Raw genomic sequence first — 20,875 nt, 5'->3', positions numbered from 1 at the left:
GCCGATCGCGCTGCCGCGTTCCCGCTGCTGCACAGCCATCACGACCACGCCGATCCGTTGCTGTGGATGCTGCAGGCCAACCGTTTCGAATGGACACAAGCCGATGCCTTGGCTTGGTCAGGCAACGCGTGGATTGGGCATGACCGTGGCCGGCTTTGGCTGCGCAGCGAAGGCGAGCGCACCCACGGCAAAACCAGCGCCCGTCTGGAAGCGTTGTGGGGCAAGCCCGTGAATGCGTGGTGGGATGTAGTGGCCGGCGTGCGCCATGACAGCGGTCACGGGCCGGCCCGCGATTGGTTGGCCGTGGGTGTGCAGGGACTTGCGCCCTACAAATTCGAGGTGCAGGCCACCGCTTATCTGGGTAGTGGCGGTCGCAGTCTGCTGCACGCGGAAGCCGAGTACGAAATGCTGCTGACCAACAAACTGATGTTGCAACCCCGCATCGAAGCCAGTTTCCATGGCCGGGATGATCGCACGCGGGGAATCGGCGCAGGGCTGTCGGAAACCTCGGCCGGGCTGCGTCTGCGCTATGAAATCCGGCGCGAGTTTGCACCGTACATTGGCTATGCATGGGCGCAAAAACATGGGCGCACCGCATCTCTAGCCGAAGCGGCCGGCGGCACCGCGAACGAAAGCGGCTGGGTGGCGGGCTTGCGGTTCTGGTTTTGAACCCGCATCGTCCCGCAATTCACCAGCCACATGACAAAAGGCATATGCAGGTTTGCGTTTTTACCGGTGAGAATCAGGCGGGGACTGCCGGACGCGTCACCCCAGATCGACCTCCTGCCCTGCGGGGCTCAACTGGTGGAGAACTGCCTTGCATCGTCGTGAATTTCTTGCCCTATCTGGGCTTACCGCTGGCGGCTTATTGTTGCCTTCATTCTTTGGCAACGCCATTGCTGCCGAGCAATTACTGGAAACCATCGATCCGGCATTGAAAAAGCGCTTGGCTGATGACGCACTGAGCGCCGCCAAGGCTGCAGGCGCCAGCTACTGCGATGTGCGTATTGGCCGCTATCTGCGACAAGCGGTGATGACCCGTGAGAACAAGGTGCAAGGTGTGATGAATGGCGAGTCCACCGGGGTGGGCATTCGCGTCATCGCCAATGGCGCGTGGGGTTTTGCCGCTACCAATGAGCTGTCCCAAGCTGGTGTTGTGCGCGCCGCACAACAGGCCGCCGCGATTGCCAAGGCCAATGCCAAGTTCCAAACCGTGCCGGTGCAACTGGCGAAAGCGCCCAGCTATGGTGAAGTGGCATGGAAAACCCCCATTCGCAAAAACGCGATGGCTGTACCGATCAAAGAAAAAGCAGATCTGTTGTTGGGCGTGAATGCGGCGGCGATGGCGGCAGGTGCCAGCTTCGTCAACTCCACCCTGTTTGCAATCAACGAACAAAAATATTTTGCCAGCACCGATGGCTCTTACATCGACCAGGATGTGCACCGCATCTGGGCACCGATGGGGGTTACCGTCATCGACAAAGCCAGCGGCAAGTTCCGCTCACGTGCCGGCCTGTCCTCGCCACGCGGCATGGGCTATGAATACCTGGAACCGGATCCGGCCGAGCGGTTTGAGTTGCCAGGTGGTGCGGTGGTCTATCGCAATGCCTATGACATGAAGGCCGATGCCATTGCGGCGGCAAAACAGGTCAAAGAAAAACTGATGGCCAAATCGGTCAAGCCCGGCAAATATGATTTGGTGCTGGATCCTTCGCACACTTGGCTGACCATCCATGAGTCCGTGGGCCACCCCTTGGAACTGGACCGTGTGCTGGGCTACGAGGCCAATTATGCCGGTACCAGTTTTGCCACCATGGACAAGCGCGAGGCGCATTTCCAATACGGCAGCGACAAGGTCAACATCGTTGCCGACAAGACCCAGCCTGGCTCGTTGGGTGCAGTGGGTTGGGACGATGAGGGCGTGAAGTGCAAGCAATGGGATCTGATCAAAGCCGGCAAGTTGGTGGATTACCAAACCATTCGCGATCAAGCGCACATCCTGGGCAAAACCGAATCCGATGGCTGTTGCTATGCCGACTCCTGGAGCAGCGTGCAGTTCCAACGGATGGCCAATGTGTCGCTGAAAGCAGGCAGCGACAAGCTCAGCCCGGCCGAGATGATCAAGGGTGTGGAGAATGGCATCTACATCATTGGTGATGGCTCGTTCTCGATTGACCAACAGCGCTATAACGCGCAATTTGGCGGTCAGCTGTTCTATGAAATCAAGAACGGCAAGATCACCGGGCAAATTGAGGATGTGGCTTATCAGATCCGTACACCGGAATTCTGGAATGCCTGCGCTGCCGTCTGCGATCAAAGCGACTACCGGCTGGGCGGCTCGTTCTTCGACGGCAAGGGGCAACCGGGGCAAGTGTCGGCTGTCTCGCATGGCTCGGCCACCGCACGTTTCAACGGCATCAACGTCATCAACACTGCTCGCAGCCTCGGCTGATCGGCGCAAGGAGAGCAAGACCCATGAGTATCCTCACCGAAGCGCAAGCCAAGACCATTTTGGACAAGGTCATCGCGCTATCCAAGGCCGATGAATGCACCGCCACCTTGCAAGGTTCCATCGAAGGCAACATCCGTTTTGCCCTGAACAACATTTCTACCAGCGGTGTAGTCACCGACACCAGTCTGTCCGTGGCTGTTGCATTTGGTAAGCGCAGTGGCATGGCCAGCATCAACGAGTTCGATGATGCCGCGTTGCAGCGCGTGGTACGTCGTGCCGAAGACCTGGCACGGTTGGCACCGGAAAACCCCGAGTTCATGCCCATCATCGACAAGCAAACCTATACGCCCAGCAACACCTTCAACGCGAATACGGCGGCGATTACCCCGGAGTTTCGTGCGCAGGTTGCGGCAGACTCCATCAACCCCTGCAAAGCGGAAAAGCTGATTGCAGCTGGCTTTCTGGAAGACGGCCAAAGCTTTGTGGCATTCGCCAACAGCAAAGGCAATTTCGGTTATCAGCAAGCAACCGGCTTCAACTACACCTGCACGGTGCGCACCGAGGATGGACGTGGCTCAGGCTGGGTAGGTCATGCCCTGGAAGATGCCGCCACATTCAAGGCCAGCCATGACATCGAGATCGCCAAGCGCAAGGCACTCGCCTCACGGGAGGCCAAAGCGCTGGAGCCTGGCAAATACACCGTGATCCTGGAGCCCGCCGCCGCCGCAGGCCTGATCAGCTTCATGATGAATTTCTTTGATGCACGCAGTGCGGATGAAGGTCGCAGCTTCCTGTCGAAGAAAGGTGGTGGCAACAAATTGGGGGAGTTGGTATTTGATCCACAGGTCAATCTCGTTGCCGACCCCTGGCACCCCGAGGCACCGGTGATGCCGTGGGATGGCGAGGGCATGCCACGCACCAAACTGCCGATCATCCAGAATGGAAAAATTGCCAATTTGTCGTATTCGCGCTTTTGGGCACAAAAGCAAGGCAAACAGCCCAATGCGCGTCCAGGCAATCTGTTGATGCGTGGTGGCGACAAGTCAATTGCCGATTTGGTCAAAGGCACCAGCAAGGGCATTTTGCTGACACGCACCTGGTATATCCGCATGGTGGATCCGCAGACCGTGCTGCTGACCGGGCTGACTCGCGATGGCACCTTCTACATCGAAAATGGCGAGATCAAATACCCGGTCAAGAATTTCCGCTTCAACGAATCCCCAGTCATCATGCTCAACAACATTGATGAGCTGGGCAAGCCGGTACGAGTGGCGGGTGATGAATCCAGCATGGTGATGATGATCCCACCGATGCGGTTGCGTGATTTCACCTTCACATCACTGTCGGATGCGGTGTAAGGACGTGGCGTGACCCGCGCCGAGTTCTTGCGTTTGGCGCTGGGCGCATCGGCGGCACTGTTGTTGCCGTCGGTGCGTGCTGCCAGCCGGTTCGATTTCCACTTCACCCGGCTCAGATATGATTCCGGTGATTGGGATGTGGATGCACGCATGCCATCCAATCTGATCACTGCGCTGATTGACTACACCAATTTGCGGGTTGACCCCAGGGAGCATGTCGTCGCATTGGCAGACCCGAAGCTGCTGGCAGCTCCGTTTTGCTATCTGGCCGGCCACAAGCTGGTGGAATTCAACCCTGCTGAACGCCGCAACTTTGAACGTTATGTGCGCAATGGCGGCTTTGTACTGGTGGATGATTGCAACCACGACATCGATGGCTTGTTTGCCAAATCGTTTGAAGCGCAGATGGCCAGTATCTTCGGCAAGTCGGCACTCAAAAAACTGCCCAACACGCACCCGCTATTTTCAAGTTTCTTCAAATTCCCGGACGGCCCGCCAGCCACCGGTTTCGAGCTCAACGGCTGGGGCGATGACTTGGTACATGACTACTTGCGCAGTATTGAAGTGAATGGCCGGATGGGCGTGCTGTATAGCAATAAAGACTATGGTTGCGAATGGGATTACGACTGGCGCAACAAGCGCTTCTTGGCGGAAGACAACACGAAGTTTGCGGTCAATATCGTGATGTATGCGTTGACCTCTTGAGCACGGAATCCGGATGAATGCGAACACCCGCAATGAAGCCATGATGCAGCAACATCTTGCGCAGCTAAGTCAGCTGCGCGACGCCATTGCGCATGTCATCGTGGGCCAGCATGACGTAGTGGAGCAACTTCTGATTGGCTTGCTGGCCGGTGGCCATTGCTTGCTGGAAGGCGTGCCGGGGTTAGGTAAAACCTTATTGGTGCGTTCACTGGGGCAAGCACTGTCCCTGGACTTCAGGCGTGTGCAATTCACCCCGGATCTCATGCCAAGTGACATTCTGGGTACCGAGTTGCTGGAAGAAGATCACGGGACGGGCAAGCGTGCATTTCGATTCCAGAAAGGGCCGATTTTCACGCACCTGCTGTTAGCAGATGAGCTCAACCGCACGCCCCCAAAAACGCAGGCTGCGCTACTGGAAGCCATGTCAGAGGGCACTGTCAGCTACGCCGGTACCACCTATGCCTTGCCAGCCCCATTTTTTGTTTTGGCTACACAAAATCCACTGGAGCAGGCAGGTACCTACCCACTACCGGAAGCGCAGCTGGATCGCTTCTTGTTGCATGTGCGCGTGGGCTACCCAAGTGAACAGGAAGAGCGCGACATCCTCAGCCAAACTACCGGCAACCATGGTGGCCAGGTGCCCAACGTGATGGAGGGCGCGGCGGTTCTTGCACTGCAAGCCCATGTGCGGGATGTGCATGTAGGCAGCGACTTGCTCACATGGATCAACCGGCTGGTACGCGCGAGCCGCCCCGGCGATGCGTTGGCAACCGACGATGTGCGCAAGTATGTGCGCTGGGGTGCTGGCCCGCGTGCTGGGCAATCCCTAGTTCTGGCAGCCAAAGCACGGGCGCTACTGCATGGTCGTTTTGCCGCAACCCGGGAGGATGTGATTGCACTGGCCTCCCCGGTCATGCGCCATCGCTTGTTGCTCTCGTTTGCGGCGGAAGCCGAACAGAAACAGGCGGATGATGTGATCGCAGTTTTACTGCGTGCAGTGCCCTACCCCGCCACCTGATGCAACGCATGCCAGAGGCTTTGATTCCACCGGATGTACGCAGTCGTCTGAACGAACTGCGATTACAGGCACAGCGCACCCGTGCAGCGCAAGGGATTGGATTGCATGCCAGCCACAACCGTGGCGCCGGGCTCGAGTTTTCGCAATATCGCAGCTATGAGCCTGGCGATGAGTTGCGCCAGATCGACTGGAAGCTGTACGCACGCTCGGATCGTTTTTTTGTACGCGAGGCCGAACGTGAAAGCCCATTGACCGTGTGGTTACTGCTCGACGCCAGTGCTTCGATGGCGCAAGCCGATCAAGCAAAGCCCGGGTTTTCACGTCTGCAGGCCGCCAAAAGTCTGGCCGCCTGCGTTGTTGAACTGGCTTTGCGGCAAGGTGACCACTTCGGGTTGATTGCATTGCGTGAAGATGGCGTGCAATTACTCCCTGCCAGCAGCGGCCCGCGCCAGCGCGACCGTCTCTGGTTGTCACTGCATTCGCTGACAGCACAGGCGCGCTTCCCGCAGGGTGAGCGTTTGAACCCAGTCTGGGAGCGCATTGTTGCCGATGATCTGGTTATCGTGCTCAGTGATGGTTTCGATGATGGCTGCATTGCGTTGGCAGAACGTCTTGCCGCTGCGCGCCGCGAGGTCATATTCATTCAACTGTTAACCGCCGAAGAGCGTGACTTTCCATTTACCGGAGGTCATTTGTTTCATGATCCTGAAACAGGCCAGACCGTCTCCGGTGATGGCAAAGCAATGCGGGCAGAGTTTCTGCAGCAGTTCAACCGGGCATTGCAGATGCTGGATGCGCGATTGGATGCGGCCGGTATCGTGCATGTGCGCCATGTGCTGGATGCCCCGCTGGATATCCCATTGCGACAGTTGTTTGGCAAGCACGCGCGGCCATGAACCCGGGTTTGCTACTGCCCAGCGCGCTTTTTTCGCTGCTTGCCCTGCTGCTTCCACTACTGATCCATCTGGCACGACGGCAACAACAGCAGCCTTTGGATTTTGCCGCGTTACGCTGGCTTGGCAGCAAGCCAAAACCACGCAGCCGATTTCGTTTAGATGATATTCCGCTACTGCTTGTGCGCTTGTTATTGCTCGCACTGTTGGCGTTATGGCTGGCAAAACCAGTGCTGCATGGCGCGCCAGATCGACGTACTTATGTAGCGGTCATGCCTGGGGTTGCCGCCACAACGGTGGCCATGCAAGCGTTGCCCGCAAATGCACGCAAGCATTGGCTGGCGGTTGGCTTCCCTAGCCTGGACAGCGACCCACCAGCGGATGCGCAACCCATTGCCAGTTTGCTGCGACAACTGGATGCCGAGCTGCCATCCGAGGCACCTTTAGTCGTACTGGCCACCACGCAGTTCGATGGTGCTGATGCGCGGCTCCCCATACTTTCGCGAAGTGTGGATTGGCGCATCGTTGCCGGCGCACCGCCATCAACGCCAATGGTCACCGCACTGGCCGCGCCTCGCTTGCAAATCAGATCTGATTCAGCACATCGCACGCAGGCCGGTTATCTGCATGCTGCAAGCCGCGCATGGCAAACACCTGCAGAATTCACGGCGAGCTCAGCAGCATTCCCGAACAATCAGCAAATTGTGCTGGTCTGGTTTGTGTCCGACCCACTGCCCACGACCTTGTTGGAGTGGGTCGCACATGGCGGCACGGTGATACTCGACTCCAGCCATGCGCTGCCGCAGTCTCGTCATCCTGTTTCGCTTTGGCAAAATGCTGCCGGCATTGATCTTCTGCAAGCCATCGCATATGGCAAAGGCCGTTTGTTGCGTTTCACCCGGCCGCTGCAACCAGCACAAATGGCGGAGCTGTTGAACGCCGAATTTCCACAACACCTGCACGATGCACTGCAAGCACCCGGTGTTGCACCCATCCCTGCAGATGCAAGAACTTATCGGCCCCAGACTGGTGCAAACGCCTATCCACAAGCCCCTTATTCACTGCAGCCGTGGCTGGCGTTGGTGCTGGCGCTAGTGTTCTTGAGTGAGCGTTGGCTGGCTACCGGTAGGCGTGGGGAGCAAGCATGAGTCGCAGTTTGCTTCCCGCCAACGCGTGGCGTGCGGCAAGGCTGCAGAACATCGGCATCTGGCTGGGATATCTGGTCCCGTGGTGCACTGCTGCCTGCACGATAGCGTGGCATCTGTTGGGCCCGCGCCTTGCACTATTCCTTGGTGGTTTTGCGCTACTGGCAAGTGCGGTCATCGGATGGTGGCTGTGGCACAAGCACGACATCCATTGGCTGATACGCAATTTGAATTCACATCGCAGCGACATGGAGGACAGCGCCGATTTACTGTTGTCCAACGATGCGCTCAACCCACTGCAACGCTTGCAGCAACAACGTCTTGTGCAACGACTACAAGACCACCCCGTGGATTTGCGCAAGCCGTGGCCGATGGCATCACTGCTGGGGTCTGCAGCAATTGCATTGGTTTTCATTATTACCGTTGCGAAGTGGCCTGCAGATTTGCCAAACGATAAAGCCACTGCTCAACCAGCCGTGCAACATTCCACTGAGGGACCACTTTTACAGGATATCAACCTGCAGATCACGCCACCCGGGTACACGGGCTTGCCGATCCGCAGTGTGCAAACTCTCACGTTGAAAGTTCCGGTTGGGTCAATCGTGCAATGGTCGTTGCACTTCTCCCATGCCCCCACGAAAGTTGCGCTGGTGTTGCTGGATGGACGGGAAATCCCACTGCAACCCAATGGCGCAGCATGGGTAGCGCGTCTGACCTTGCCAGCCCCCACCCTGTATCGCTTGCAAGTTGACGGCAAATTCCCGGATGCCGGCAAGCTGCATCGTATTGATGTGGTCGCGGACCTGGCGCCGCAAGTCAACGTGCTACAGCCCGCGCACAGCCCTAGTCTGGCCACGGTTGGGCAACCCGACTGGGATGTGAGTTTCGATGCGCGCGATGATTATGGGGTTCTGGCACAAGCCAGCTTGCGCATCACGTTGGCGCAAGGCAGCGGTGAGTCGATTGCATTTCATGAGCAGCGCCTCGTATTGACAGGCCAAGGCGGCGCACAGCACCGCCGCTTTGCGCACCGACTGGATCTGGCTGCGTTGGGCATGGCGGAAGGCGATGACTTGATCGTGCAACTGGAGGTGTCCGACAACCGCCGCCCGCAACCCCAACTGACGCGCAGCCCCAGTGTGATTTTGCGCATGAGTCGCAAACCTGAAATGGAAAGCGCCGGCATCGAAGGCGTGGTGCGACGCGTGCTACCGGCTTATTTTCGCAGTCAACGGCAAATCATTTTGGATGCTGAAGCACTACAGAAAAAAAGACGCATGCTGGCATCGGAGCTGTTCTTGAAGCAATCCGATGCGATTGGCGTAGATCAACGCATTTTGCGCCTGCGCTATGGCCAGTTCCTAGGTGAGGAAGCCGAAGGCGGACCGGAGCTGTCGCCCACTGCCGATGCCGCACAAGACCAACACGCACCTGTCGATGACGATCACGGCCATGAAACACCGAACCCACCTGCGCCTGTGTTCGGGCAGATTGATCACCTCCTGGAAAATTTCGGGCACACCCATGACATCGCCGAAGCCGCGACCTTGTTGGACCCGGAAACACGCGCCATTCTCAAGCAAGCATTGGATCAAATGTGGCAATCGGAATTGCAGTTACGGCAAGGCCAGCCCGATCGCGCATTACCGTTTGCTTACAAGGCATTGGGCTATATCAAGCAAGTCCAGCAGGCGGACCGCATTTTTCTTGCGCGGGTGGGCCCACAGTTGCCGCCGATAGATGAAAGCCGGCGCATGGGCGGCAAGCGTGATGGCATTGCGTCACGGGCCGATGCACTGCAAACAGCCACCACCGAGGCCTCTGCAATCAGTGCACTCTGGCAAGCCCTGGCCGCACCGTCACCCTCACCGTCTTCTTCGCCTGCGTTACCCCTGCAAGCTTTTGATACGTGGCTGCACAGCCATCCACCACAGCAAGACGATCTTTTGTCACTGCAAGTGGCATTGGATGCAGTGCGTCGTGATCCTGCTTGCAGCGGTTGCCGCAGCGAACTGCAACGCCAGTTGTGGCCACTCTTGCCGCTACCCCCCGCGCAACCCATGCGCCGCGAACCGGCGACGCCGCAAGGTCAGCGCTACCTGGATGCATTACAGGCAGAGGCAGTCCAATGAACCTGCCGACCCTGCCCGTACTAACGGCCGGTGTGCTGGCATTGGCCTGTGTATTTGCGCTTGCGCGCGTGTGGCGGCAGCGTGCGCAACGCTCTCGACTTGCGCTTGTCACCTTGTTGGCATTGCAGCCGGCACTGGCCACAGCCTTGTATTTCGGGCTATTTCCGCCACTGCACATGGCCCAGACTGGTAGTAGTCTGGTCGTATTGACCGCAGGTTGGCGCAGCGCTGCTGCCGCTAATCTGTCAGGTCAACGCATTGCATTGCCGGAAGCCGAACCCGCGGCGTCTGCTGAACGCACGCCAGACCTTGCCACAGCACTGCGTCGGCATCCGCAGATCACCTTGCTGCATATCCTCGGCCACGGGTTGGAAGCCCGTGATCGCGATGCCGCCCATGGCTATCAGATTGACTTCATCCCGGCGCCACTACCGGCAGGCCTGGTGGCATTGCATGTGCCTTCTCGCGTGGCGGTGGGCAATGCGCTGCGTGTGCGCGGCCGGGTGCAAGGTGTTGATGCTGGCACGGTGGAACTGCTGGATCCCGGCAACCAGCGCGTGCAACGCAGCCCGCTGGCGCACGATGGATGGTTTGAGATGCAAATGGCCGTTCGCGAGGCCGGCCTGACGACTTACACCCTGCGCGTACTGGATGTGGCCGGCACGCTGCAAGACAGCGTGCCGCTGCCGATGGAGGTTGTCACCGCAACGCCCTTGCGCCTGCTGGTGTTGGCTGGCGCGCCCAATCCGGAACTTAAATACCTGCGGCGCTGGGCGAAAGATGCTGGAATCGCCATGCACACGCGAATCGCGGTCGGTGGCGGCAGCGCCTTGGGCGATGCGCCGATCGCGTTGACTGATGACAGCCTGCGCGCGTTTGATCTGGTGCTGTTGGATACCCGCAGCCTGCAAGCGTTGCCTGCGAGTGAAGTGCGAGCGCTGACGTTAGCCATGCACAAGGGGCTTGGCGTGTTGTTGCAACTGGATGCGGCACCTGCACCTGCGCTACGCGCACGCCTGCGCGAGTGGGGGTTTGCGCTGGCCACTGGCGATGCCACGCAAACCGTTTCGCTGGCTGCCGGTCTACCAGCACTTCCCAGCTACCGAGTGACAGATTCGACCACTACCAGCGCGCGTTTGCTAAGCGACACAGACGGCCAACCACTGGGGCTATGGCGCGCCTTGGGGCGTGGTCGGGTTGGGCTGCTCCCCATTTCTGAAACGTATCCACTGGTGTTGCAAGGTATGGGTGAGCGGCATGCCCAGTTATGGAGTGAAATCACTGCAACGCTCGCACGCAGTCAAGAGAGCGCTCCACTGTTACCGCCGTCGGCGCCTGCATGGGTGGGCGAACGGGTCATTGTCTGCGCGCTGCCCGCAATAACCGCTGCGGCGACGCTTGCGCCACAACACCCTGGCCCAACGGCGGCCCCCGGTCGCTGCATTGCCGAGTGGCCGCAGCGTGCCGGCTGGCAGCGCTTGCAGCAGATCGCGCAGCCACTGCACTACTTCGCCCTGCCGCAACGCACTGCACTTGCATGGCGCTTGAGTTTGCGTCAACAAGCCACCCGGCAGTTGGCGCTGCAATCAACGCATGCGCCGACGCGGAGGGGGCAAGCAATGCCACAACGTGGCCGCGCCTGGCCATGGCTGGCGGCTTGGTTGGTACTGGCCGCAGCGGCCTGGATCTGTGAGCGTCGCTTGCATGAGCGGCCTAGTGCAACGCGCTGACCGGCGTTGGGTCAGCGCTTTTTGCGCACGTACAACACCAAGGCGTGATCGACAATTTCGAAGCCATGTTCAGCGGCAATTTTCTGCTGCAAAACCTCGATTTCGTCGCTATGAAACTCCACTACCTTGCCGGTTTCCAGATCCACCATGTGGTCGTGGTGCTCGCCACGGTCCAGCTCATACACAGCGGTGCCGCCTTCAAAATTGTGCTTGAGCACCAAACCGGCCGACTCGAACTGGGTCAGCACGCGGTAGATGGTGGCCAAGCCAATGTCTTCGCTTTCGGCCAACAGCTGCTTGTAGATATCCTCGGCGGTCATATGCCGGGGCTTGGCATGCTCCAACAACTCAAGAATGCGCAGTCGTGGGTGGGTCACCTTCAAGCCCGCTTTGCGAAGATCCTGCGACATGGTTTCCTTCCTCAGATGTCATGCGACATGCAACGCCGGGTGAATGGACTTGCGGCAACGGCTTGCCGCAGATCCAGGCAAAGGCAGCGTGGTGGCGATGCGGGAGTGTATCATCGGCACTTCCGCCACTGCCCACACCCTGCCGATGCGCAAGCTGATCCCCCTCCTTCTTGCAACCTTGCTGGTCAGCGGCTGCGGCATGCTGTATCGCCAGCCGATCTTCCAGGGTAATTTGCTGGAAAAATCGGCAGTTGACCAACTGCAGGCTGGGCTGGATCAGCATCAAGTGATGACACTGTTGGGCAGCCCGTCGGTACAAGACCCGTTCCACCACAATCGTTGGGATTACGTGGCCAGCCAGCGCATCGGCCGGCACGGCGCGCCGCAGGTCAAAACCATGACCCTGTGGTTTGAAAACGGCAATCTGACCCGCTGGGAAGGCGACTACTTCCCTGAGCAAGATTCCGAGTTGGCTAAAAATTCGGTGCGCTACTTCGGCCCGAATCTGGCCAAGGATAAAGACAAGAAAAAACGCCGCTAACGCCGCTTTGCGCGTTCAGCGCGCAATCGGCGCGCCTGCTTGGGGTCGATGAGGAGTGCCCGCAGCAGTTCGATGCGATCACCCGGATGCAGGCGGGTGTCGGCTTGCGCGGCCACTCCAAACACGGCAATCGCAACAAACTCTGTATCCAGCTGCCAGTTGGCTGCCGCCAGAGCATCGGCTACGCACGCATTTTCGTTTACCTCAACCAGCATGCTGTCGGCACGCTTGGGCCAAGCCCGCAACAACTGCACTTGCATCAGCGTGAACCTTTGTCCGCTTCGCGCACGAAGTCATCCACCATGCGATCGGCCAAGCTTTGCATTCCAATGGCCAAAGCTGGCCCCAACAGCCGACTTTGCGGTTCAAAATCCAGGCGCAACATGACTTTGCACGCACACTCATCCAGCGCATGAAATTCCCAACGCCCCAGCAGCTGCCGAAACGGGCCATCGCGCAGCGCCATGTCGATATGGTGCGGCGGGCTAAGCTGGTTCTCGGTGGTAAACCATGTATGGAAGCCAGCGATGCCCAGCTCCAGTCGTGCCAACACGCGCAGCTCGCTGGATTCCATTACCTGGGCTTGATGGCACCACTCGAACCGGCTCGGATACGCGTCAACATCATTGACCAACGCGAACATGTGCGCGGCGGAATGTTCAACAAGGGCACTACGTTGAATAACAGGCATCGAAAGATCCAGACAAGCCGACTGCCCCGCAGCGTGGACGAATCAGCGAGAATAACGGAATGAACAAGAAGAATGCCAAGGATAAGCCAAACGGCGGCGGCACCATCGCCCTGAACAAGCGTGCCCGTCATGAGTACAGCTTAGAAGAAAAATTCGAAGCTGGCCTCGCCCTGCAAGGCTGGGAGTTGAAATCCATCCGCGCTGGTCGCGCCAATATCGTGGATGCGTATGCGGTGGTGCTGCAAGGTGAGTTGTTTCTGATTGGCGCGCAAATCACACCACTCATCCAAGCCTCCTCTCATGTGGTAGCCAATGACCGCCGTACCCGCAAACTGCTGCTGCACCGGCGCGAAATCGACATGTTGATCGGCCGGGTTCAGCGGGATGGCTACACACTGGTACCCACTGCGCTGTATTGGAAGGGCAATAAGGTCAAGGCCGAGTTGGCACTGGCACGTGGCAAGCAAAGCCACGACAAGCGCGAAGCCAGCAAGGAGCGCGACTGGAACCGCGAGAAGCAGCGCCTGCTGCGGCGGCATAACAAGGACGCGTAACCTGTGCCCCGCTGGGCGGGCCAGTTGAGCGTGTGATCACGACGACTGGCTGACTCACTCCATCGCTCTGCCCATAGCAAAACGGCCACCTTGCGGTGACCGTTTACGCGTTGCTTGCATGTTCCGATTCTGAAGTGGCGTCCCCACGGGGATTCGAACCCCGGTCGCTACCGTGAAAGGGTAATGTCCTAGGCCTCTAGACGATGGGGACAAAACCGGAAACAAGTTGTAAAGGTGGTGGAGCCAAGCGGGATCGAACCGCTGACCTCCTGCATGCCATGCAGGCGCTCTCCCAGCTGAGCTATGGCCCCACGGGGCTGGAAAGACGCGCATTCTGCGGGGTAAACCCAGAGGCGTCAAGCGTTTTTCAATATTTTTTCTGCAGCGCATCATCCAATCCACGCAAGGTGGTCACGCCATGCCCCTGTTCGGCCAAATATTGCAGCCATTTACCCAGGAACGTATTCATCCGCAGGCGGTGATTGAGGATGCGCTGTGGCGGTGGATACATGCCAATGACGTCTTGCCAGCGCCTTCCTGCGTAGCAATGGGTGGCTTCAACTTGTTTGGCATCGTGGTACAGGCGCAGATTGGCGGAAGGATCGACCATGCCGGTGTGTGGATCCACCAGCCCGTAGCTCATGCGCAGCTCGGTGGTGTAGGCGTGCTGCTCGATGACATCGATGTGCACATCCAAGCCATCGCCAATCGATGAAACATAATTGCCGCAGGCCAGTTCACCGGCTTCAAACAGGCGTTGCAGGCGCGTGTGGTTTTCGGAATACAGCCCCATCAACCAACCAAAACGGCTGAGTGTGGGCAGTGTGTTGTGGCGGGCAAAGGCAAGGCTCATGGTTTGATCCTACACGCGCAAATCACACTGCGGCAGGATTGACGAATACCCGGCGCAGGCCTAGCTTGGAAGAGGTGGCTGGCCGTGGTTCAGAACATCTCGCGGTTGATGCCCAAATACTTCATCACGCGGCTGGAAATTTCTTCGATCGAAGCGTGCGTGGTGCTGAGCAGCTCGATGCCTTCGCGGCGCAGCATCGTCTCGGCCTGCGCAACCTCGCGCCGGCAGGTGTCCAGCTGGGCATAGCGCGAATCCGGCCGCCGTTCTTGGCGAATCTGGTGCAACCGATGCGGGTCGATGGTGAGCCCGAACAGCTTGCTGCGGTACTGACGCAGCTTGGCCGGGAGGCGTTCGGCCTCCAGATCTTCCGGCGTCAGCGGATAGTTGGCGGCTTTCACCCCATGCTGCAGGGCCAGGTACACGCAGGTGGGCGTCTTGCCGGCGCGGGAGACGGCAACCAGGATCACGTCGGCATCGCTGAAGTCGAGTTTCATGCCATCGTCGTGAGTCAGCGCGTAATTCATCGCATTGATGCGGCGATGGTAGGTATCAAAATCCACGATGCCGTGGGCGTGGCCGATATGGGCTTCGCGGCTACGGCCCAGCTCTTGTTCCAGTGGCGCGATGAATGGCGCAAATATGTCCAGCATCAGTGCGCCGCTATCGGCCAAAAGCGTGTTCAGCTCCGCGTCCACGCAGGAGTTGACCACGATGGGGCGCACACCGGCGGCCTCACCCGCGGCGCGCACGCGGATTGCGGCTTCGCGTGCCTTGTCCGGCGAATCCACGAATGGCAGCCGATCGGTGGCAAACCGCAGGCCCGCAAACTGGGTCAACAGGCTGTGGCCGATGGTTTCGGCGGTAATGCCGGTGCCATCGGACACATAAAACACGGGGCGAACAGCATCCATCGGCAATCCTTGAGTGGCGGGCAGGTTAAAATAACGGACTTCCCGCGCCACTGCGCCGCCCTGCCCCCACGGAGCCCGCCTTGTCTAGTAATGTCCTTTGGTTGAACGACCTGCGCCTGACCGACCTCGCCCAAGTGGGCGGCAAGAATTCCTCGTTGGGCGAAATGATCGGGCAGTTGTCCAGCCTCGGCGTATCGGTCCCCGGCGGTTTTGCCACCACCGCCGATGCGTTCAAGGCATTTATCGCGCACAACAATCTGCACGCCCGCATCTACGACAAACTGGCAACGGTTGACGTGGAAAACGTGCCGCAACTGACCGCTGCCGGCGCGGAAATCCGTGGTTGGGTGATTGATGCGCCATTGCAGCCGGAGCTGGATGCTGATATCCGCAGCGCCTACGCCAAGTTGTGCGCCGATAGCGGCGCACAAGACATCGCAGTGGCGGTGCGATCTTCGGCCACGGCGGAAGATTTGCCCGATGCCAGCTTTGCCGGCCAGCAAGAAACCTTCCTCAACGTCACCGGTGCCGATGACGTAGTGCGCAAGGTCAAGGAAGTGTTTGCCTCGCTGTACAACGACCGTGCGATTGCCTACCGCGTGCACCATGGTTTTGCCCACGAGGACGTGTTCCTGTCGGCGGGTATCCAGCTGATGGTGCGCTCGGATGTGGGCAGCTCAGGCGTGTTGTTCACGCTGGACACCGAATCGGGCTTCCGCGATGTGGTGTTTGTCACCGCCAGCTTCGGCTTGGGCGAAATGGTGGTGCAAGGCGCGGTCAACCCGGATGAGTTCTACGTGTTCAAGCCGACCTTGCGCGAAGGCAAGCCTGCAATCCTGCGCCGCGCGTTGGGCAGCAAACAATTGCGCATGGTGTATTCCGATGTGCCCGGCGAACGCGTGCGCACCGAAGCCACGCCGGCAGAGTTGCGCGGGCAGTTTTCGATCACCGATGCCGATGTGGAGGCACTGTCCAGGCAGGCGCTGGTAATCGAGGCGCACTACGGCCGGCCGATGGATATCGAGTGGGGCAAAGACGGCCACACCGGCAAGCTCTACATCCTGCAAGCGCGCCCGGAAACCGTGAGGTCGCGCGCCAGCGCCACCCAGATTGAACGCTACGCCCTGCTGCAGCGCGGTGACGTGCTGTCCGAAGGCCGCGCCATTGGCCACAAGATCGGCAGCGGTACTGCACGTGTGGTGCGCTCACTCGATGACATGAGCCGCGTACAGCCCGGCGATGTGTTGATCGCCGACATGACCGACCCGGATTGGGAGCCGGTGATGAAGCGCAGCGCCGCCATCGTGACCAATCGTGGTGGCCGCACTTGCCACGCCGCGATCATCGCCCGCGAGTTGGGCGTGCCGGCGGTGGTGGGCACGGGGGACGCACTGGATCGCATCAACGATGGCGATCTGGTGACGGTGAGCTGCGCGGAAGGCGATACCGGTTTCATCTATGCCAGTGCCCTGCCCTTCGAACGTACCACCACTGATCTTGGCAATATGCCGCCGGCACCGCTGAAGATCATGATGAACGTGGCCAACCCGGAGCGCGCCTTCGACTTCGGGCAGTTGCCGAACGCCGGCATTGGTCTGGCCCGCCTGGAAATGATCATCGCCAGCCATATCGGCATCCATCCGAAGGCGCTGCTGGAATTCGACAAGCAGGACGCGGCGATCAAAGCCAGGATCAACGAGCGTATCGCCGGCTATGCCTCGCCTGTCGAGTTCTACATCGAACGCCTGAAAGAAGGCATCGCCACCATCGCCGCCTCGGTGTATCCGAAGCCGGTGATCGTACGGCTGTCGGATTTCAAATCCAACGAATACGCCAACCTGTTGGGTGGCGGCAAGTACGAGCCGCATGAAGAGAACCCGATGATCGGGTTCCGTGGCGCCTCGCGCTACATCGATCCCAGCTTCAAGGACGCATTCGCGCTGGAATGCGTGGCGGTCAAGCGCGTGCGCGAGGCGATGGGCTTTGCCAACGTCTGGGTGATGATTCCGTTTGTGCGCACGCTGGATGAAGGCAAAGCCGTCATCGAAGTCCTGCGTGAAAACGGTCTGGTGCAGGGTGAGAACGACCTGAAAGTCATCATGATGTGCGAGGTGCCCTCCAACGCGCTGCTGGCCGATGAGTTCCTCGATATTTTCGATGGCTTCTCGATTGGTTCCAACGACATGACCCAGCTCACGCTGGGGCTTGATCGCGACTCCGCGATCGTGGCCGGGCTGTTCGATGAGCGCAATCCAGCCGTCAAGAAGATGCTGTCGATGGCCATCCAGTCCGCACGTGCCAAGGGCAAGTACATCGGCATCTGCGGCCAAGGCCCGTCCGACCACCCGGACCTGGCGCAGTGGTTGATGGAACAGGGCATCGAGTCGGTCTCGCTGAACCCGGACACCGTGGTCGATACTTGGCTGGCGTTGGCGAAGTCCAAGCACTGATTGGATTGAGCTGACCCTGCGGAACACTGCCGCAGGGTCAGCTGCACACCCGATTGCGCCCGCCCTGCTTGGCTTGATACAGCAGTGCATCGGCGCGCGCCACCAAGTCTTCCGGGCGCGCGGCATCTTCACGCGCGGCGACCCCACCACTGATTGTCAGCTGCCAGCCCGGCGCATACGCACTGCAATCCAGGGCCTCCACGGCCAGCCGCATGGCGTTGCAAATTTCCTGTGCTCTGGCAAGCGGCACGCGCTCGAACAGCACCGCAAATTCTTCCCCGCCCCAACGCGCCAACACCCCGGCCCCGCCAAGCGCATCGCGCAGCGCGTGGGCCACGGCCACCAGTGCCTGATCGCCAGCGGCATGCGAATAGTGGTCGTTGATGAGCTTGAATTCATCGATGTCGAACAGTGCGAAACACAGCGCACGATCGCCACGTACCGCACGCTCAAACGCAGCATCCAGTTGCGAATCCAAGCTTCGGCGGTTGCCAATCCCGGTCAATGCATCTTCCAATGCCATGCGTTCAAACGCTTCGGATTGCTCGCGCAGGCGCTCCAGCAACGCGGATTTTTCTTGATCGGAGGCGCGCAGGCGGTCGGCGTGTTCTTGCAGATCAGAGGTGCGCCGGCCCACGAGTTGTTCCAGCTGGGTCGCTCGCTGATGCAGGTTGAAAAGGCGCCAGCGCACCAAGGCCCACAGCAGTAACAAACTGGCCAAGGCTGCCAATACCAACACCCATGGCCGTTCCCATAGCTGCGGCTGAATTTCGATTTGGATCGTGGTGATCTGCGGGCTCCAATTTTGCCCTAGTCCCGGTGCAGCCACGTTGACTTGGAAGCGATAACGGCCTGCTTTCAAATTGGTGTATTGCACGCTGCGCTGGTTGCCGCGATCTACCCAATTATGGTCCATGCCCTGCAGTTGCTGGCGATAGCGCAAAAAGCGCGGCATCAAAAAGCTGATCGCGGCATAACGGAATTCCAGCTTGGTGGTGCCGGCTGGCAAGCTGAGCACTCGGCCAATCGACTGCGGCCTGCCATCAGCCAAAACCTGCTCCAGCACGACGCTGGGCAACGGACGCCGAAATGCGTGCAAGGATGCAGGGGACGCGAAGGCAGCGCCGCGCGCGGTGGCTACCCAGATATTGCCATGCTGGTCACGAATGGCGGCAGGCCCGGAGCCGCCGTTGCACTGTGCACTGACCAGCCCGTCCGCTTCACCAAAATGATCGTACTCAAGGCGCTGATGACGGCCATCCAGAACGGCATTGGCCTCGGCTTTGGCAATCCGCAATACGCCGCGATTGGATGTAAGCCAATAGGAACCCAATTGGTCATCGACAATGGCAAACAAGGTATCCACGGGCAGGCCATTATGTATGCCAAGCCCCGCCAGATGGCCATTGCGATAGCGCAGCAGGCCGCGATCGGTAGCCATCCACAACGTACCATCGGCATCTTCATTGAAACCGAAGACATCCTGCGCACCATTGGTTGGGCGCATGTCCAAGGCTTGCACCTGTTCCCCGATGATGTGTGCCGCGCCGTTGGAGGTCCCTACCCACAGGCTGCCATCACGCGCCTGGTGCATCGAGATGATGAATTCCCGCGGCAAGCCTTCGCTTATCCCGAAGCGTTTGAACTTGCCATTTTTGAGCCGAACCAGCCCACGGTTGGTGCCAATCCATAAACTGCCATCGCTGGTTTCGGCAAGCGATCGCACTTGGTTGCTGGCCGGTAGTCCGTGTGCGGCATCGTAACGTGCCAACACTTTGCCATCACGCATCCGCAGCACACCATCGGTATAGGTACCGACCAGCAAATCGCCATTTCGGGCTTCCAACAGGCTCAAAATAGAATCGCTTGGTAGCCCATTTTCGGCGGTGTAGCTGGCGACTACCTGATTGTTGCGCCACAGGTTCAAGCCACGACCAGTGCCGATCCAGATTCCCCCCTGGTGATCTTCGTACACCGTGCGCACATAGTCGTCACTGAGCCCCTGATCCCTGTTCCAGGTACTAAACGGCGCATCGCTCAAGCGGAGCAAGCCGGCATTGGTGCCAGCCCAGATACTGCCCTCGCGATCTACCAGTAACGATGGAACGCGATTGTTGGGCAGCCCACGCAAACTGGTGAAGCGATCCACACCCCGCGCAGATAGGCGCAATAAGCCATTGTTGACGGTGCCGATCCACAAGTTGCCACTGCGGTCTTCCGCGAGGCTGGGCGCCCCGTCTTGCGGCAGCAATGGCGAGAGCATTTCAAACTGGTCGGTATTGCCTACGCGGCGATACACCCCGCGTTCGGTGCCGACCAGTAATTGCCCGGCGCGGGTTTCAAATAGATTGAACACCGGTGCATCGGGCAATCCCGAGGTACTGGGCATCACCCGCAGCTTACCGTCGTGGCTGCACACCGCCAGTCCGCCGGCAGTAGCAATCCAAATGTCGCCGTCGTGGGTTTCGCGCAGGTCAAAGACTACATTGCTGGGCAGGCCATTATGGATGTTGTATTGCTTGACTTTGCCATGATCGAGCACGCTCAAGCCTTCGTTTTCAGTGGCCACCCACAAGCGCCGCGAACGGTCCTGGATGGCGTCAAGAATTTCATCTTGCGCCAGGCCATCTTTTTCGCTGTAAGTAGTCCACTGATCGCCGCGTTTTACCGTCACTCCACCGCGTGAAGTACCCATGATCACCGCACCGTCGGCGGCTACCGACAATGAGCGAATCGCGTTGTCTTGCAGGGCTGGGGTATTACTGCGATCAAACAGCTGGAACTCCAGCCCGTTGTAGCGCACCAAGCCTTCCCACGTGCCCAGCCACAGATAACCATCCGGGGTTTGCGCAATGCTGTTGACCTGGTTGTGCGGCAAGCCTTCGCGGGTGGTCCAAATCTCGCGATAGAACGCCGAGATAGGCTTTTCCTGTGCCAATACGACGCTGGATGACAGGCATAGCAACACCAGCAGGCCGAGTGAGACTCGCCGCATCCAAGTTTGCACAGACGCCAACGGCATCCGCTTCATG

18 protein-coding genes and 2 tRNA genes are annotated in these 20,875 nt (G+C 59.2%); 12 read left to right on the top strand and 8 right to left on the bottom strand.

Annotated elements, in window-relative coordinates:
* The 9 genes from QWB57_RS01755 to QWB57_RS01715 form a co-directional block, all read left to right on the top strand.
* Positions 1-669 (top strand): copper resistance protein B (locus tag QWB57_RS01755; RefSeq protein ID WP_288968073.1); only part of this gene is annotated, 669 nt, incomplete at its 5' end.
* A gap of 148 nt (positions 670-817) precedes the next feature.
* Complete coding sequence (locus QWB57_RS01750; protein ID WP_223629470.1) at positions 818-2,452, top strand: TldD/PmbA family protein; 1,635 nt, start codon at positions 818-820, stop codon at positions 2,450-2,452.
* A gap of 23 nt (positions 2,453-2,475) precedes the next feature.
* A complete protein-coding gene (locus QWB57_RS01745; protein ID WP_223629471.1) occupies positions 2,476-3,810 on the top strand; it encodes a TldD/PmbA family protein in 1,335 nt (444 codons plus the stop codon).
* A 9-nt stretch (positions 3,811-3,819) separates the two neighbouring features.
* Complete coding sequence (locus QWB57_RS01740) at positions 3,820-4,515, top strand: DUF4159 domain-containing protein (RefSeq protein ID WP_223629472.1); 696 nt, start codon at positions 3,820-3,822, stop codon at positions 4,513-4,515.
* Between the two features lie 13 nt (positions 4,516-4,528).
* Entirely contained in the window at positions 4,529-5,533 is a 1,005-nt protein-coding gene (locus QWB57_RS01735) for a MoxR family ATPase (protein WP_223629473.1), read from the top strand.
* Between the two features lie 8 nt (positions 5,534-5,541).
* A complete protein-coding gene (locus QWB57_RS01730; protein ID WP_223629474.1) occupies positions 5,542-6,429 on the top strand; it encodes a DUF58 domain-containing protein in 888 nt (295 codons plus the stop codon).
* A gap of 269 nt (positions 6,430-6,698) precedes the next feature.
* The gene (locus QWB57_RS01725) at positions 6,699-7,574 is read left to right on the top strand and encodes a hypothetical protein (RefSeq protein ID WP_223629543.1); all 876 of its coding nucleotides are present in this window, start codon (positions 6,699-6,701) and stop codon (positions 7,572-7,574) included.
* The gene (locus tag QWB57_RS01720; RefSeq protein WP_288968070.1) at positions 7,571-9,703 is read left to right on the top strand and encodes a hypothetical protein; all 2,133 of its coding nucleotides are present in this window, start codon (positions 7,571-7,573) and stop codon (positions 9,701-9,703) included. Before QWB57_RS01725 ends, QWB57_RS01720 begins: the two co-directional genes overlap by 4 nt.
* Complete coding sequence (locus QWB57_RS01715; RefSeq protein WP_288968068.1) at positions 9,700-11,433, top strand: hypothetical protein; 1,734 nt, start codon at positions 9,700-9,702, stop codon at positions 11,431-11,433. The genes QWB57_RS01720 and QWB57_RS01715 overlap by 4 nt, the downstream gene beginning before the upstream one ends.
* 11 nt (positions 11,434-11,444) lie before the next feature.
* Here the strand turns inward: QWB57_RS01715 and fur are convergent, their stop codons facing one another.
* A complete protein-coding gene (gene fur, locus QWB57_RS01710) occupies positions 11,445-11,843 on the bottom strand; it encodes a ferric iron uptake transcriptional regulator (protein ID WP_223629477.1) in 399 nt (132 codons plus the stop codon).
* Positions 11,844-11,988: 145 nt separating this feature from the next.
* Between fur and bamE the strand changes: the two genes are divergently transcribed.
* Positions 11,989-12,384, top strand: a complete 396-nt coding sequence (bamE, locus tag QWB57_RS01705) for an outer membrane protein assembly factor BamE (protein WP_223629539.1) — start codon at positions 11,989-11,991, stop codon at positions 12,382-12,384.
* On the opposite strand, the gene QWB57_RS01700 is transcribed toward bamE, so the two are convergent.
* The gene (locus tag QWB57_RS01700; RefSeq protein ID WP_223629478.1) at positions 12,381-12,644 is read right to left on the bottom strand and encodes an RnfH family protein; all 264 of its coding nucleotides are present in this window, start codon (positions 12,642-12,644) and stop codon (positions 12,381-12,383) included. The genes bamE and QWB57_RS01700 overlap by 4 nt on opposite strands.
* Positions 12,644-13,075 carry an SRPBCC family protein gene (locus QWB57_RS01695; RefSeq protein WP_223629479.1) on the bottom strand — a complete coding sequence of 144 codons (432 nt, stop codon included), beginning with the start codon at positions 13,073-13,075 and terminating at the stop codon, positions 12,644-12,646. The genes QWB57_RS01700 and QWB57_RS01695 overlap by 1 nt, the downstream gene beginning before the upstream one ends.
* A gap of 59 nt (positions 13,076-13,134) precedes the next feature.
* On the opposite strand from QWB57_RS01695, the gene smpB reads away from it, so the two are divergent.
* The gene (smpB, locus tag QWB57_RS01690; RefSeq protein ID WP_288968065.1) at positions 13,135-13,629 is read left to right on the top strand and encodes an SsrA-binding protein SmpB; all 495 of its coding nucleotides are present in this window, start codon (positions 13,135-13,137) and stop codon (positions 13,627-13,629) included.
* Between the two features lie 135 nt (positions 13,630-13,764).
* On the opposite strand, the gene QWB57_RS01685 is transcribed toward smpB, so the two are convergent.
* The 4 genes from QWB57_RS01685 to QWB57_RS01670 all read right to left on the bottom strand — a co-directional run bounded on the left by QWB57_RS01685 (position 13,765) and on the right by QWB57_RS01670 (position 15,393).
* Positions 13,765-13,840: transfer RNA gene (locus tag QWB57_RS01685), tRNA-Glu, on the bottom strand.
* A gap of 24 nt (positions 13,841-13,864) precedes the next feature.
* Positions 13,865-13,940 (bottom strand) — tRNA-Ala (locus QWB57_RS01680).
* Between the two features lie 56 nt (positions 13,941-13,996).
* Positions 13,997-14,482 carry a DUF1249 domain-containing protein gene (locus QWB57_RS01675; protein WP_223629481.1) on the bottom strand — a complete coding sequence of 162 codons (486 nt, stop codon included), beginning with the start codon at positions 14,480-14,482 and terminating at the stop codon, positions 13,997-13,999.
* 89 nt (positions 14,483-14,571) lie between these two features.
* Positions 14,572-15,393 carry a pyruvate, water dikinase regulatory protein gene (locus QWB57_RS01670; RefSeq protein ID WP_223629482.1) on the bottom strand — a complete coding sequence of 274 codons (822 nt, stop codon included), beginning with the start codon at positions 15,391-15,393 and terminating at the stop codon, positions 14,572-14,574.
* An 80-nt stretch (positions 15,394-15,473) separates the two neighbouring features.
* Here QWB57_RS01670 and ppsA point away from each other — a divergent pair, with 80 nt between their 5' ends.
* Positions 15,474-17,843, top strand: a complete 2,370-nt coding sequence (gene ppsA, locus QWB57_RS01665; RefSeq protein WP_288968063.1) for a phosphoenolpyruvate synthase — start codon at positions 15,474-15,476, stop codon at positions 17,841-17,843.
* 37 nt (positions 17,844-17,880) lie between these two features.
* Here ppsA and QWB57_RS01660 read toward each other — a convergent pair whose 3' ends face one another.
* The gene (locus QWB57_RS01660; protein WP_288968061.1) at positions 17,881-20,838 is read right to left on the bottom strand and encodes a ligand-binding sensor domain-containing diguanylate cyclase; all 2,958 of its coding nucleotides are present in this window, start codon (positions 20,836-20,838) and stop codon (positions 17,881-17,883) included.
* Between the last annotated feature and the right edge of the window lie 37 nt (positions 20,839-20,875).

The organism is uncultured Thermomonas sp. (assembly GCF_937872235.1).
Classification (GTDB): domain Bacteria; phylum Pseudomonadota; class Gammaproteobacteria; order Xanthomonadales; family Xanthomonadaceae; genus Thermomonas; species Thermomonas beijingensis.
The sequence above is the reverse complement of the archived record's forward strand: the minus strand, read 5'-3'. Positions and strand labels throughout refer to the sequence as shown.